Annotated in this window: 13 protein-coding genes; 7 read left to right on the top strand and 6 right to left on the bottom strand. The window is 70.1% G+C overall.

Annotated elements, in window-relative coordinates; genetic code table 11:
* Nucleotides 1-79: 79 nt before the first annotated feature.
* Together AC1Q5A_RS10710 and AC1Q5A_RS10705 are read right to left on the bottom strand one after the other, a co-directional pair.
* On the bottom strand, nucleotides 80-619 hold the full coding sequence (locus AC1Q5A_RS10710; RefSeq protein ID WP_492700699.1) for a hypothetical protein: 540 nt from the start codon (nucleotides 617-619) through the stop codon (nucleotides 80-82).
* Nucleotides 620-735: 116 nt separating this feature from the next.
* Nucleotides 736-2,685, bottom strand: coding sequence for an LTA synthase family protein (locus AC1Q5A_RS10705; RefSeq protein WP_492700698.1), 1,950 nt, complete (start codon nucleotides 2,683-2,685; stop codon nucleotides 736-738).
* A 181-nt stretch (nucleotides 2,686-2,866) separates the two neighbouring features.
* Between AC1Q5A_RS10705 and glnE the strand changes: the two genes are divergently transcribed.
* Complete coding sequence (glnE, locus tag AC1Q5A_RS10700; protein ID WP_492700697.1) at nucleotides 2,867-5,740, top strand: bifunctional [glutamate--ammonia ligase]-adenylyl-L-tyrosine phosphorylase/[glutamate--ammonia-ligase] adenylyltransferase; 2,874 nt, start codon at nucleotides 2,867-2,869, stop codon at nucleotides 5,738-5,740.
* A gap of 345 nt (nucleotides 5,741-6,085) precedes the next feature.
* Here glnE and AC1Q5A_RS10695 read toward each other — a convergent pair whose 3' ends face one another.
* Nucleotides 6,086-7,066: a mitochondrial fission ELM1 family protein gene (locus AC1Q5A_RS10695; protein ID WP_492700696.1), complete on the bottom strand. Its 981-nt coding sequence runs from the start codon at nucleotides 7,064-7,066 to the stop codon at nucleotides 6,086-6,088.
* Nucleotides 7,067-7,194: 128 nt separating this feature from the next.
* Here AC1Q5A_RS10695 and AC1Q5A_RS10690 point away from each other — a divergent pair, with 128 nt between their 5' ends.
* Complete coding sequence (locus AC1Q5A_RS10690) at nucleotides 7,195-7,788, top strand: malonic semialdehyde reductase (RefSeq protein ID WP_492700695.1); 594 nt, start codon at nucleotides 7,195-7,197, stop codon at nucleotides 7,786-7,788.
* A gap of 38 nt (nucleotides 7,789-7,826) precedes the next feature.
* Nucleotides 7,827-8,420, top strand: a complete 594-nt coding sequence (locus AC1Q5A_RS10685; protein WP_492700694.1) for a YceI family protein — start codon at nucleotides 7,827-7,829, stop codon at nucleotides 8,418-8,420.
* 86 nt (nucleotides 8,421-8,506) lie between these two features.
* Here AC1Q5A_RS10685 and AC1Q5A_RS10680 read toward each other — a convergent pair whose 3' ends face one another.
* Nucleotides 8,507-8,689, bottom strand: a complete 183-nt coding sequence (locus AC1Q5A_RS10680; protein ID WP_492700693.1) for a hypothetical protein — start codon at nucleotides 8,687-8,689, stop codon at nucleotides 8,507-8,509.
* A gap of 203 nt (nucleotides 8,690-8,892) precedes the next feature.
* On the opposite strand from AC1Q5A_RS10680, the gene AC1Q5A_RS10675 reads away from it, so the two are divergent.
* The 4 genes from AC1Q5A_RS10675 to AC1Q5A_RS10660 all read left to right on the top strand — a co-directional run bounded on the left by AC1Q5A_RS10675 (nucleotide 8,893) and on the right by AC1Q5A_RS10660 (nucleotide 12,377).
* Nucleotides 8,893-9,102 carry a zinc-finger domain-containing protein gene (locus AC1Q5A_RS10675; protein ID WP_492700692.1) on the top strand — a complete coding sequence of 70 codons (210 nt, stop codon included), beginning with the start codon at nucleotides 8,893-8,895 and terminating at the stop codon, nucleotides 9,100-9,102.
* A 79-nt stretch (nucleotides 9,103-9,181) separates the two neighbouring features.
* Nucleotides 9,182-10,309: a glycosyltransferase gene (locus AC1Q5A_RS10670; RefSeq protein ID WP_492700691.1), complete on the top strand. Its 1,128-nt coding sequence runs from the start codon at nucleotides 9,182-9,184 to the stop codon at nucleotides 10,307-10,309.
* A gap of 60 nt (nucleotides 10,310-10,369) precedes the next feature.
* The gene (locus AC1Q5A_RS10665; RefSeq protein ID WP_492700690.1) at nucleotides 10,370-11,632 is read left to right on the top strand and encodes an O-antigen ligase family protein; all 1,263 of its coding nucleotides are present in this window, start codon (nucleotides 10,370-10,372) and stop codon (nucleotides 11,630-11,632) included.
* Nucleotides 11,622-12,377: a glycosyltransferase family 2 protein gene (locus tag AC1Q5A_RS10660; RefSeq protein ID WP_492700689.1), complete on the top strand. Its 756-nt coding sequence runs from the start codon at nucleotides 11,622-11,624 to the stop codon at nucleotides 12,375-12,377. The genes AC1Q5A_RS10665 and AC1Q5A_RS10660 overlap by 11 nt, the downstream gene beginning before the upstream one ends.
* Nucleotides 12,378-12,390: 13 nt before the next feature.
* Here AC1Q5A_RS10660 and AC1Q5A_RS10655 read toward each other — a convergent pair whose 3' ends face one another.
* Nucleotides 12,391-13,470: a glycosyltransferase family 4 protein gene (locus AC1Q5A_RS10655; RefSeq protein WP_492700688.1), complete on the bottom strand. Its 1,080-nt coding sequence runs from the start codon at nucleotides 13,468-13,470 to the stop codon at nucleotides 12,391-12,393.
* Nucleotides 13,467-14,213, bottom strand: coding sequence for a polysaccharide deacetylase family protein (locus AC1Q5A_RS10650; protein WP_492700687.1), 747 nt, complete (start codon nucleotides 14,211-14,213; stop codon nucleotides 13,467-13,469). The genes AC1Q5A_RS10655 and AC1Q5A_RS10650 overlap by 4 nt, the downstream gene beginning before the upstream one ends.
* Nucleotides 14,214-14,256: the final 43 nt, after the last annotated feature.

The following is a 14,256-nucleotide window of genomic DNA, read 5'->3' as shown; positions in this document are numbered from 1 at the left end:
CCAGAGAAAACCCCGCCTCGGCGGGGTTTTCTTTTTGCGCTGCCGGCCCGGGCGGTAGGCCCGGACGGTGGTGGCCGGCTCAGTGCCCGTGGGCGTTGGCGTTGGCATTCCCGCTGGCGCCGACGTTGCCGCTGGCGTTGATGCCCTTCACCGCGTTGCCGACCGAGCCGGCCGTGCGATCGGTGGACTGGATCGCCGAGTGTGCGGCGTCGCGCACCTCGCCGCCCACGCCCTGGCCCATGTCGCCGGCCTTGCCGGCGGTGGCGGCGGTATCGAGGCCTTCGCCGGCATCGACATCCGCGTTGGCGTTGGCATGCGAATCGCCGGCGTCCGCCCCGACCGTGCCGTTGGCATTCACGTTGGCGTCGTCATTGACGGTCGACGCGGTCTTGTCGGTGGCTTTGTGGGCAACGTGTTTCAGATGGGAGTTGGCGCGATGCAGGGTCTGCTCGGTCTGGGCCGTGGCCTGGCCGGCCGTGTGCATGGCGCTCGGCACGGCCGCGCCCGCATGGACGCCGGCGTCGACCTGGGCGGCACCGCCGAGGTTGGCCTGGGCGAAGGCGGATGCGGTGAAAACGCTGGCACCGATAACGAGGGCTGAGAGCATGGTCTTGCGCATGGGGTTGACCTCCAGTGTGGGGGGATGCCGCGAGCCATGGCGTGCCACGGCTCTGCAGACGCCGCCAACCGTAGGTGCCGCCGCCAGACTCCCGTCTGAACAGGGCGCGGCGGCCTTCAGTCGGCGGACAGCTCGCTGAACAGTGACCGATGGCCGCGCCAGTCCGCTGCATCGAACAGCATCGCGCCCGCGGGCGGCGAAGCCGACGGCTCGTCGTTGTGGGCGACGTTGGCGGGAGAGGGCTCGGGCGGTTGCGGCAGCAGGCGGTCCAGCTTGCCGCGCATGCGCAGCTGGCCGACGCTGGCCATCGCCGCGTCGAGTTGGCGTTGATCGTCGCCCTCGGGCGGCGGGCGCGCGCCGGGGGCTTCGGTGAGTGCGGCCAGCTGCGGGCCGACCAGTTCGGTCAGCGCGAAATAGGCATCGTCGTGGATGCCGACATGCGCCAGCAGCTTGCCGGGTAGCAGCCATGCAGCGGTGTCCACCTGCGCGCGCTGGCCCGGATGTTTCGGATCGACCAGCAGCCAGACGCCGGCCTGGTTCAGCATGTCACCGCCGTCGACGAAACCGGTGGTGCGGTAGCTGTCGCTGAGCGCGGGCAGGTGGTCGCCGTAGAACAGCACCACGCTGGGCCGCTGGCGCTGGGCCAACAGCTCCACCAGCCGGCCGAGTTCGGCGTCGGCGTGCTGCAGATGGTAGAGGTAGGTCTGCAGTTCCAGCTTGTCGCGGCTCTCGATGCCATCGGGCACCGGGATCGCGTCGCGCTCGGCAGCGCGGGCGGGTTCGACGTCGTACGGGCCGTGCGCCTCGATGCTGATGGCGAAGATGAACTGCGGCGGCCCGTGGTCCTTCAGCTGCGCCATGATCTCCTCGGTCATCGCGCTGTCGGCCATGTACTTGCCGTCGTTGGGCGCGTCGTGCGGGAACGACGACTGCGACACGAAGCGGTCGAAGCCGAGCATCTTGAACGCGGCGGTGCGGTTCCAGAACGCCGGGTCGTTGCCGTGCAGCGCCAGCGTCGAGTAACCGTGTCGGCCCAGCGCGCGCACCAGTCCCGGCAGCAGCTTGTGGCCCATCTGCAGGTAGGGGAACTGCAGGTTGTCGAAATAGCGCAGCGACAGCCCGGTAAGCACCTCGAACTCGGTGCGGATGGTGCCGCCGCCGAAGGTGGGCACGTGCAGCGCGCCGCTGGTGCCGTTGGCGGCGAGCCGGCGCAGGTTCGGCGTGAAGTCGCTGTGCTCGTAGCCGCGCATGATGGTGGGGTCGAAGAATGACTCGCTCTGCACCACCACGATGTCGGGCAATTCGCTGCCCGCTGGCGGCGCCTGCATGGACTGCAGCAGGGCCGGTGTGGACTGTTCGATCAGCTGCGTGGCCGCGGCGCGATCCGGCTTGCGCTCGCCCTTGTTATATTCCAGGTGGAACAGCATCAGCGAGCTGACCAGCCCGGAGTGGGCGGCGGTGGAAATCGCCGACCACGGCTCCAGCCACAGCGTATTGGCGTTGTAGACCCGGCTCCACACCGGCCGCCCGGCCAGCAGGCTGGCCAGCGCCAGTGCCAGCACGGTGCCGCCGAGCAGGCGCAGGCCGCGCGTGCGCCGCGGGAACAGGGGCGGCTCCAGCCGCCACGCCGCGACGATCAGCGCCACCGCGGCGAGTGCACCGAGATAGGGCCACGGACTGTGCGGCAGGTAGCCGGACAGGATATGCAGGCCGCCCTTGCGCAACTGCCCGACGATGCGGAAATCCTCCGGCAGCAGCGGCGTGCCCAGATTCGCCTTCTTCAGCACGTTGGCCGCGTACAGCAGTCCCTGCAGCAGGAACGCGAGGGCGAACGACAACACGGCGCGACGGCTGGCGACCAGCAGCACCAGGGCCAGCAGCAGCCCCGGCCACGCATTGGCCAGCGGATAGCGGGCCTGGTCGAACATGCGCGGCGGACTCACGCCCACGCCGCCATCCAGCAGGCCGGTCAGCAGCACGAAGGCCAGCGCCAGCAACAGCACCAGCGCGACGCGCGGAGCGACGCTGCGCCAGCGTGCAGGCAGGTGGGCAGGGGTCAGGGGCATGGCAGTCCTGCGCTTGCTGTCATGTTTCGGACACTCAACTGTAATCAGGCGCAGATGAACCGAGTGTGGCGGGGAAACGCCGGGTCCGGGACCGGCGCAGGTGGTCCAACGCTCCAGACGCAAGCCTGGTGTACTGGCTCGCGGGGCGGCGTCGGTTGCCGCACTGCGGCACAATACGCGTATGGTTATCCCCGAGTCCCCCGCGCTGCGTGCGCTGATCGACGACCGCTACGCCGACCTGGCCGCCCATTGCCGCGCCGCTGGCGTGCCGCTGTACGACGACGCCGGCGTGGCCGAGCGGATCCGGCGCACCCTGCTGGCCAGCGATTTCGCCTTCGACGTGTGGTGCCGCCAGCCGCAGCTGCTGGCGCCGGCCGGGCTGGAGCGGCTGCGCTCGGGCAGCGACGCCGGCGCGCGCATCGAGGCGCTGAAGCTGCCCGACGACGAGGCCGCCTGCATGGCGACGTTGCGCCGCTTTCGCCATGCCGAGGCGCTGCGGCTGGTGTTCCGCGACGTCAACGCCCTCGACGAACTGCCGGAAACGCTGTCCGCCACCAGCGTGCTGTACGAGGCGCTGCTGGAGGCCGCGCTGGGCTGGTCCGAACGCGCGCTGGCCACGCGCTACGGCCACGGCCGCGATGCCGACGGCGCGCTGCAGCGGCTGCTGGTGGTCGGCTTCGGCAAGCTCGGCGGCAGCGAACTGAACTTCTCCTCCGACATCGACCTGGTGTTTGCCTACCCGCATGGCGGCCACAGCGACGGCGCGCGGGCACTCGACAACAGCGAATATTTCGTGCGGCTCGGCCGCCAGCTGGTGCGCCTGCTCAACGAGCCGACCATGGACGGCATCTGCGCCCGGGTCGACCTGCGCCTGCGCCCGTTCGGCAATGCCGGCCGGCTGGCGCTGTCGTTCGCCGCGATGGAGCAGTACTACCAGAACGAGGGTCGCGACTGGGAACGCTACGCCTGGATCAAGGCGCGCCCGGTGGCCGGTGACCGCGCTGCGGGCAAGCAGCTGCAGGAGCTGCTGCGCCCGTTCGTCTACCGCAAGTATCTCGACTACACCGCGTTCGCCGGGCTGCGCGAGATGAAGGCGCTGATCGATGCCGAAGTGGCGCGCAAGGATCTGGCCGACAACCTCAAGCTCGGCCCCGGCGGCATCCGCGAGATCGAGTTTATCGTGCAGCTGACCCAGCTGATCCGCGGCGGCCGCGAACCGTCCCTGCGCGTGCGCGGCCTGCTGGGTGCGCTGACCGCCTGCGAGGCGCGCGGCCACATCGGCGCGGCGCGCGCGCGCATGCTGCGCGAGGCCTACGTGCTGCTGCGCCGGGTCGAGAACCGCGTGCAGATGCTGCGCGACGCGCAGACCCACGACATCCCCGCCGACGCGCTGAGCCGCGAGCGCATCGCCCGCGGCCTCGACTATCCCGACTGGGACAGCCTGCACGCGGCGCTGGCGAAGCAGCGCGCGGTGGTCAGCGAGGAATTCGCCGCGGTGCTGATGCCGCAGGGCGGTCGCGCAGCCAGCGTGCCGGCCGCCGACAAGCTGCTGTGGCAGCGTGCCTGCGACGAATCGCTGGATGCCGCCACGCTGGAAGCCTCCGGTTTCGCGCCCGGCGCCGAGCTGGCGGATGCCCTGCTGAAATTGCCGCAGGCCGCGGCGGTGCGCGCGATGTCGCCGCACTCGCGCGAGCGGCTCGACCACCTGATGCCGCAGCTGTTCGACGCCGCGCGCAGCACCGCGGCGCCGGTGGCCAGCCTGCTGCGGCTGTGCCGGCTGATGCAGGCGGTGGCGCGGCGCTCGTCCTACCTCGCGCTGCTGGAAGAGCAGCCGGCGGCGCGGCGCCGGCTGGTGCGGCTGTTCGCCGACAGTGCGTTCCTGGCCGAGCGCGTCATCGCGCAGCCGTTGCTGCTGGACGACGTGCTCGATCCGCGCATCGACCAATTACCGCTGAAGCGCGCCGACATCACGGCCGAGATCGCCCGCGTGCTGGGCACGCTGGAGGAGCGCGAGGCCGAAGCGGAGCTGGAGCGGATCAACGAGTTCAAGGCCTCCACCGCGTTCCGGCTCGGGCTGGCGTTCAACGACGGCCGCGCCGACGCGGTGGCCACCGCGCGCCGGCTGGCCGCGCTGGCCGAGTCGGTGGTCGCTGCGGTGCTGGCGCTGGCCGAGCGCGAGCTGGTCGCCCAGCATGGCCGCCTGCCGGGAAGCGAGCGGCAGCCGGGCTCCGGCTTCTCCGTGCTGGGCTACGGCAGCCTCGGCGGCGAGGAGCTCGGCTTCGCCTCCGATCTCGATCTGGTGTTCGTCTATGACGGTCGCCGCGCGCAGGTGCTGAGCGACGGCGCGCGACCGATCGAGGGCTCGCGCTGGTACCAGCGCTTGGCCCAGCGGGTGATGAACTGGCTCACCGTGCTGACCCGCGGCGGGCGCCTGTATGAAGTCGATACCCGCCTGCGCCCGGATGGCTCCAAGGGCCTGCTGGTCGGCAGCCTGGACGCCTTCGTGGCCTACCAGCAAAGCCGCGCATGGACTTGGGAACACCAGGCGTTGCTGCGCGCGCGGCCGGTGGCCGGCGATGGAGCGCTGAACGCCGAGCTGGCCCGGGTGCGTCGCGCGATCCTGGCGGTGCCGCGCGAGCGCACCACGGTGCTGGGCGAGGTCGGAAGCATGCGCCAGCGCTGGCGCGCCGAGCGCGACCGCTCCGACGAGCGCCAGTTCGATCTCAAGCAGGGCCACGGCGGCCTGCTCGACATCGAGTTCGCGCTGCAGGGACTGGTGCTCGCGCATGCGGCCGGGCAGCCGGCCCTGCTCGGCGTCACCGCGAACGCCGGGCTGATCGAGGCATGCCGCGTCGCCGGCCTGCTCGACGACAACCAGGCGGCGATCCTCGCCGTGGCCCACGCCGACCTGCTGCAGCGCGCGCTGGCCTGCACGCTCGACCTGCGCCCGCGCATCGCCCCGCGCGACGCGGAACTCGGGCAGATATGCGCCGGCGTGCGCGAGGTCACCGCCGCGCTCGGCTTCGCCTTTGGCGGATCCGGCAGCCCGCCGTAGCTTCGCCGGTCCGCCTGTGACCGGCGCGGGCGGGCTTGTCGGGCGCCTCGCGGACAGGGGAAGATCGGGCCGGCGGCGCGGTGTCATCCAGGAAGTGCCGGCCTTGCCGCAGGGGAATCATGGCAAGGCTGTCGCGCACCATCCTGTTCACGGCAGTGATCTGCATATCCGGTATGCGGGCGGCCTTGGGCATGGATCCGCAGGTTCCATTCCACGCCTTCGTGCTCGACCAGCGTCGGCCTGGTCGCCGGCACGCCGCTGCCGCCGGACGTCCTGTGCAACGCGTTCGGGCCGCAGCTCGACGCGCTGCTCGCCGCCGATTGGCTGTGCTGGGTGCGTGAGGTGTCATGAATCGCGCGGACGGGCGAGAATGCGCTCACGCAAGGCTGCCGCGATCGCCGCGGTCTCGCGCAGCGGCGGGGCGGGCGTCGTGCCGGCGTCGGCGCCCATGTCGTGCAGCAGGCCGGCCGCGCGCAAGGCCTGATGGAAGCGTTCGAGCTTGGCCGGGAGCGGCCCGGTGACGAGGGTCGACACCGGGCAGCCGACCGCGCAGGCCTCGCTCAGCATGTTCACCGAATCGGGCGTGACCACCAGCCGGTCGGCCCAGCCGAGCACGCCCGGGTAAGGGTTGCGGCCGTCGTCGGGGCCGGCCCAGACCAGGCCGGGCACGCCTTTCAATTCGCGTCGGAAGATGTCGACCAGCGTGGTCGGGGTGCGCCGTGAGCCCAGCACCAGCAGGCTGCCGCCTTCATGGCGGCGGCGTTCGCGCAGGCGCGCGACCAGTTGCAGGGTGTATTCGGTATCCAGCGCGATGCCCCGGCGCGGTCCGCCCAGCAGCACGCCCACGCGCGGCTGCTGCAGTTCGGCGAAGCCGGGACACGCTTCGCGGCCGTCGGCCAGCCACTCGTCGTCCACCGTGTTCAGCGAACCGAGCGGGTGCAGCACGTTGGGACCGTCAAGCCGGTCGTGGCGGGGCGCGATCACCGTGTCCCAGTGCGCGGGGTCGAGGCGCGGGTTCAGGATTTGCACGGTGTAGCACTGGTCGTCCGACAGCCGGCGCAGCAGGCGGGTGAACAGCGCGGCGGCGCGGCCGCAGCCGATCGCCACGGCCGGCCACGGTGGTGCGAACAGGCGACGCTGGCCGGCGGACAGGGCGAGCCGGCCGCCCAGCGTCAACCGCGGTGCCAGCCATGACCATGGCGCCCGCGGCTGCAGCACCAGGTGGCGCAGCGGCAGCTGCAGATGTTCGGCCAGCGCCAGTGCCTGGCGCTGGTTGCCGGCGGCGCTGTCGGTGATCACCCAGCATTCGCCCTGCAACCTCGGCATGGGCATCGCGTCACTGTTTCCCAAATGAGTACTCTATGTTCTAACGACGGTTGGACTGTTCGTCGGCCAACACTTATACACTGGTGGAATGGCGTCACCGCTGACGCGTCTTTCCACGGAGGATACCGATGAGTGAGTTGCTTTCCGAGGCCAGTCTCGACCAGTTGTTCCGCAGCGCCCGCACGTTCAACGCGTGGCTGCCGAAAGAGGTGAGCGACGACCAGCTGCGCCAGCTCTACGAGCTGGCCAAGTTCGGTCCGACCAGCGCGAATGCCTCGCCGATGCGCGTGGTGTTCGTGAAGTCGAAGGCGGCGAAGGCGCAGCTGGAGCCGTTCCTGTCCGAGGGCAACCGCGCCAAGACGATGGAAGCGCCGGTCACCGCGATCATCGCCACCGACCACGAGTTCTACGAGCAGTTGCCGAAGCTGTTCCCGCACGCCGACGCGAAGAGCTGGTTCGTCGGCAACCAGCCGCTGATCGACACCACCGCATTCCGCAATGCCACGTTGCAGGGCGCCTACCTGCTGCTTGCGGCGCGCGCGGTCGGGCTGGACTGCGGCCCGATGTCCGGCTTCGACAACGCCGGCGTGGATGCGGCGTTCTTCGCCGGCACCGCGATCAGGTCGAATTTCCTGATCAGCATCGGTTACGGCGACGCCAGCCGCAACCTGTTCCCGCGCAGCCCACGCCTGACCTTCGACGAAGCCTGCACGATCGCCTGAAGCCCACCTTCCGTTCCCACTTTCCAAGGAGTTTTTCCATGCGTGCTCTGAAGTATTTCGTTCTCGCCGGCCTGCTCGGCGCCGCCATGTCGGCCCAGGCCGCCCCGGTCACCTACAAGCTCGACCCGGCCCACACGATGGTGCTGTTCAGCTGGAACCACTTCGGCTACTCCAACCCCACCGCCAATCTGGGCCTGGGCGAAGGCACCCTGGTGTTCGACGAGCAGCACCCGGCCAAGTCCAGCGTGGAAGTGGCCCTGCCGCTGGCCCAGCTCGATACCCACGTGCCGGCGCTGGACGAGCACCTGAAGGAGCCGGATTTCCTCGACGCCGCCAAGTACCCGGTGGTGACCTTCAAGAGCACCGAAGTGCAGCCGCTGGGCGGCAACAAGTTCAAGGTCACCGGCAACCTCACCGTGCACGGCGTGACCCGGCCGGTGGTGCTGGACGCGACGCTGAACAAGGTCGGCCCGCATCCGATGACCAAGGCGCCGTCGATCGGCTTCGACGCCACCGCCAGCATCAAGCGTTCGGATTTCGGCGTCGGCGCCTACGTGCCGAACGTCAGCGACGAGCTCACCATCCGCATCACCACCGAAGCCTCGGTGCCGAAGAAGGCCGCAGCCAAGTAAGCCTTCGTGGCACAAAAACCGCGCCGTCACCGGCGCGGTTTTTTTGTGCGCGGATGAACCCGGCTCAGTTCGATTGCACGCCGGCTTCATTCGGCGCTGCCGATGATCAGGCTGCCCTTGATGGAGCTGGCGATGATCGGCAGGGCGGCGGCGATCGCGATGTAGCCGCTGTAGAGGCCGTTCACCGAGGTCGCCTCGGCGGCGGGCCACTCCGTCCTCGGCGTGGTCAGGATGGCCTTGATTCGGTCGATGATCTTTCCGAAGTCCATGGTCGGTTCCCCCAGGCTGGTGTCAGTGAAGCCGACCCGAGGCGGCGGACCGGGGCTGGTGTGCTCGCTTCGCGACGATCGTTGCGGCAACCTGGCGGCGGTTCCGCCACGGCTGCATCCCCGCTTTCCCCATGTCTGTCCCTCCGACAGAAGGCTGCGGCCTGCTACCATTTGCGGCCTGCCGTCCAGTCCGGAGCCCTCCGATGCCATCCTCTCATTCCCCGACGGCGCCGCTGGTGCCGGCAAATGCCGAAAATCGTTACGAAGTGACGCGCGCGGACCTGCCGCTGTCCTGCCCGATGCCCGGCATGGCGCTGTGGAATTCGCACCCGAAGGTGTACCTGCCGATTGTCGATGACGGCGGCGAGTCAGTCTGTGCCTATTGCGGCGCGCGCTACGTGCTGCGCGACTGATCCGTCGGCCGGTACCCACGCTCCTGGCGGCATTGTTTTTGCTTGTCTCCAGGGAATGAAGGCATCCAGCCCCGAACTCATGTCCAGCATCGCCGTGCCTGCCAAGCTGCTGACGGTGGTCCAACTGATCCCTGCGCTGCATTCCGGCGGCGCGGAGCGCTCGGCGCTGGAGATTGCGCGTGCGCTGGTGCAGGCCGGCCACCGTTCGGTGGTGATCTCGGCTGGAGGGCGCCTGGTCGAGCAGCTGCAGGCCGAGGGTAGCGAACATGTCACGCTGGATCTGGGCCGCAAGTCACTGTTCACGCTGGCGCGGCTCGGTGCGCTGCGGCGGGTGCTGCGCGAGCTGAAGCCGGACATCGTGCATGCCCGTTCGCGCTTGCCTGCCTGGATGGGCTGGTGGGCGTTGAAGGGCATGTCGCCACGGCCGCATTTCGTCACCACCGTGCACGGGCTCAACTCGCCGGGCCGCTACAGCGCGATCCTGCTGCGCGGCGAGCGCGTGGTGGCGGTCTCGCAGACTCTTCGCGACTACGTGCTGAGCCATTATCGCTGGCTGGAACCGGGGCGGGTGCGGGTGATCCCGCGCGGCATCGATCCGCAGGCGTTTCCCTACGGCCATCGGCCGGACGAGACCTGGCGCAAGGCGTTTTTCGCCGAGTTCCCTGTGCTCGCCGAGGCGCCGCTGCTGACCTTGCCGGGGCGCGGCACGCGGCTGAAGGGCCATCACGACGCGATCGAGCTGCTGGCCGACCTCAAGCGCCGCGGCATCGAGGCACGCTTGCTGCTGCTGGGCGTGGTCGAGCCCGGTCGCGAGGCCTACGTGGCCGAGTTGCAGGAGCTGATCCAGCTGCGCGGGATGGCCTCGCAGGTGGTGATGACGCCGCCGCGTCACGACGTGCGCGACATCTATGCGGTCTCGGCGCTGGTGCTGCAACTGTCGAACCGGCCGGAGTCGTTCGGGCGCACGGTGATCGAGGCGTTGTCGCTGTGCCGGCCGGTGCTCGGCTACGCGCACGGCGGCGTCGGCGAATTGCTGGCCGAACTGTACCCGGCTGGCCGGGTACCGCCGGGCGACCGCGAGCGGCTGGTGGAACGGGCCGCCGAATTGCTGCGGGTAGCGCCACCGATCCCGCCGCTGCAGGGCTACCGCCTGAGCGACATGCAGCAGGCCACGCTGGCGCTGTACGACGAGGTGGCCGCCGGCTGAGGCGGCAGCGATCGCGTCCGCGCGCCTACAATGCGTGATCGTCTCCGTACCGGTCCGCGCATGAATTCCCTCGCTACCTCGCTCAAGGCCGCGCTGCGTTCCCCGCTGTTGCCGTTCTGGCTGGTGATCGCGCTGCTGCCGTTCGGGCGCAGCTCCGAACTGGGCACCGCGCTGTGCCTGCTCGGCGTGATCATGCTGTTCGTGCGCGACCCGCAGGCCTTGCGCGGGCATCCGGGGGCGCGCCTGCTGCTGTGGCTGCTGGCCGCCTACGTGGGCGCGGCGCTGCTGTCCGCCGTCGATGCGATCCGGCCGGGCAAGAGCTGGGGCACCGTGGCCGCGCTGCTGCGCTATGCGCCGCTGGGCCTGTACGCCTGCTTTGCGATCCGCCGTGAGCAGAAGCTGCAGGCGCTGTACGTGGCGGTGGCGTGGGTGCTGGCGCTGTGGTGCGCCGACGCCTGGCTGCAGGCGCTGACCGGCTGGAGCCTGGGCGGGCACGCCGAGGCCCAGCGCGTCTCCGGCATCTTCGGCGCGGACAACCTCAAGCTGGGCCCGACCCTGGCGGTGCTGTCGCCGTTTGCGCTGTGGGCGGCGAGGCGGCGCTGGGGCTTGCCGGGCCTGTTGTTCGCCTTCGTGCTGGTGCTCGGCCCGGTGCTGCTGGCCGGCTCGCGCGCGGCCTGGCTGTGCTACGCGCTGGTGGCGCTTGGGTTCGCCTGGCGCGAGGCCAAGTCGCCGCTGCGCTTCGCGGGGTTGTGCGCGATCGCGGCGGTGCTGCTGGCACTGGCCGGCGGCCTCGCCTGGAAGACTTCGACGCGCTTCCACGAGCGGATGGATCGCACCCTGCTGGCGCTGCACGGCACCGACCAGTCGGTCGACGCCGCGTTGAGTGGCCGGCTCGACATCTGGCACGCCAGCCTCGGCATGTTCGCGGCGCATCCGGTCAACGGCGTCGGCGTGCGCGGTTTCCGTTATGCCTACCCGCAGTACGCGCCGGCGAACGATCATTTCGTGGCCAGCAGCGAGGCCTGCGGGGTGGGCGAAGGCGCCTGCCATGCGCATCAACTGGTGCTGGAAATTCTCACCGAGACCGGCACGCTCGGCCTGCTGCTGTGGCTGGCCGCACTGGTGCTGGCGCTGCGCGCATGGCGCCGGGTCGGCGCGGTGGCGCGGGCGCGGGCGTTTCCGGCCACGCTGGCGCTGGGCGTGATGCTGTTCCCGCTGAACACCCACCTGGCGTTCTATTCGGCGTGGTGGGGGCTGCTGTTCGCCTGGCTGCTCGGTTTATGGTGTGCGGGGTTGTACGTGGTGGGCGACGATGGCGAGTGAACAGCTGTCGGTGGTGGTGACCACGTTCAACAGCGCCGGCACGCTTGATGCCTGCCTGCGCTCGGTGGCATGGGCCGACGAGATCGTGGTGCTGGACTCGGGCTCGACCGACGCCACCGCGGCGATCGCCGCGCACCACGGCGCGCGCATCCACACCCAGCCATTCGCCGGCTACAGCGCGCAGAAGCAGGCAGCGATCGACCTGGCCAGCCATCGCTGGGTGCTGCTGCTGGATTCCGACGAGTCGCTGGATGCGGACGCCGCGGTGCCGCTGCAGCAGGCGCTGCATGCACCGGCGCAGGCGGGCTACCAGCTGTGGCGTCGCGAGTGGCAGTTCTGGCGCTGGCAGTCACGGCGAGGCCGGCTCAACCATTACGTGCGCCTGTTCGACCGCCAGCGGGCGCGGATGAGCGGACACGAGGTGCACGAGTCGGTGCTGGTGGATGGCCCGGTGGGCGTGCTCGACGTGGTCATCGACCACTACGGCGAACCGGACATCGCCGGCCGTGTGGCCAAGGCGAACCGTTACTCCAGCCTGCAACTGGCCGACCTGGCCGGGCGACGGGTGAGCTGGCTGCGCTTGCGCATGGTGGCGTATCCGACCGTGGCGTTCCTGCGTTACTACGTGCTGCGCGGACACTGGCGCTCAGGTTGGGCCGGTTTCATCGCGGCGCGCATCCACGCGTTCTATGCCTTCCTGAAGTACGCGAAGCTGTACGAGCAGCGGCGCCGGCAGCAGGGCTGATCCGGCGCGCGGATCAGCGGTCGGTGGTCAGGATCCGCACGAACTCGTCGGCGATCACGGCGGTGCTGAAATGGGACTGCACGAACGCGTGCGCGGCCACGCCCATCGGCATGCGCACGGAGGGATCGCACAGGGCGAGGATGGCGTCCCGCCATGCGGCCACGTCCCCCGGCGGCAGCAGCAGGCCGCTCACCCCCGCATCCAGCGTCTCCGGAATCCCGCCGATGTCGCTGCCTAGCACCGGTACGCCGGCGGCCTGCGCCTCGATCGAGACGCGGCCGAAGGTTTCCGTCGCGATCGACGGGAAGGCCAGCATGGACATCACGCTGTAATAAGGATGGACATCGCCGATCCAGCCCAGGAAGTGGTGCCTAGCGGCCAGTGGATGGGCAGCGGCGCGTTCGCGCAGCACCTGTGAATCCGGGCCGTCGCCCAGCCACAGGCAGTGCAGCCGCGGCTGTTCCGCCATGGCCGCGCTGGCAGCCTCGAACAGCGGGAAGATGCCCTTGCCATTGTGCATGCGGCCGCTGTAGCCGAGCACGATCGCGCCGTCATCGAGGCCGAGCGAGCGCAGGATCTCGCCGCGCCGCTGCGGATCGGGCCGGCACAGCTCCATGTTCACCGGGTTGTACAGCACCTGCACCAGCCGGCCCGGGATGCCGCGGTCGAGATAGGCCTGGCGGGCGTGGCGGGAGACGGCCAGGAAGCGTTGCGCGAGGCGCGGGACCAGCCAGGCCGAGAGGCGTTTCATCGGCGGTGTGCGGTGCCGGAACAGCGCGACCGGTACGCGCAACAGCCGCCCGGCCAGGATCAGCGGCCAGTACTCCTTGCCGAAATTGCCGACCAGCCAGTCGGGGCGCAGCTGCCGCGCCGCTGCGAAGACGGCGGCATAGCCGCGCAGGTCGAACACGTTGCGGAACTTCGCCTTGGTCAGGCGGACACGGGATGTTGACAGTCCCTGCCAGATCAGGCCGTCGGGATAGGCCACCACGCCGACGTCGTGCCCGGCCTCGGCCATGGCCTGCACCAGCGCGACGAAATGGCTGGCGGCGCCGGTGTTCTCCGGATTGGTGCCGACGAAGAGCAGTTTCACGCGCGCCGATCCTCGTAGCCGGTCAGGGTCCGCATGGCGAACTGCGGCAGCAGGTGGTGACGCGCGATCTGGATCCGCGGCAGTTGCCACGGGTCCATGCCGGCGCGCGCCCGGCCGCGCCGGGTCGTGGTGGCGGCGGCGTAGCCGGCCTCGCGCGCCACGCCGGCCACGCGGTCGTCGGCGTCGCCGTAGGGATAGCAGAATTGCGTGACTGGCGCGCCGAGGCGGTCCTCCAGCGTCGCCTTGCAGCCGTGGATTTCGTCGCGCAGCTGCGCGTCGCTGCATTGCGTCAGCCGCGGGTGGCTCTGGGTGTGCGCGCCGACTTCCATTCCGCCGCGATGCCATTCGCGCAGCTGCTCCGTCGACATCAGCGGCTTGCGCAGGCCCAGCCGTTCGGCGTCCCACTGGTTGTAGCGCCCGATGCTGCCGCTGACGACGTAGCAGGTGGCACTGAAGCCATGACGCTGCAGTACCGGCAGCGCCGCGTCCAGGTTGTCCGCGTAGCCGTCGTCGAGGGTGATGACGACGACGCGACCGGTACGCTCGCCGCGCAGGTAGGGCATCGCCGCGGACATCGACAGGCCGGTGTAGCCGAGCCGGTGCAGCAGCCACATCTGCCGCGCGAACGCGGCCGGGCTCACGAACAGGCTGCGGTACACGCGCAGGTCGCGCGGCGCCTGCGCGATGTTGTGATACATGAGGATCGGCAGGGCATGCGTTCCCTGCGATCTGACCTGGCCCATGCCGACTCCTCCGCCGACGGTGTGGTGAAGAGACGGCCATGAT

This window comes from Rhodanobacter sp. GW835-FHT13D09 (genome assembly GCF_058793995.1).
This window is presented reverse-complemented; position numbering and strand designations above follow the sequence as displayed.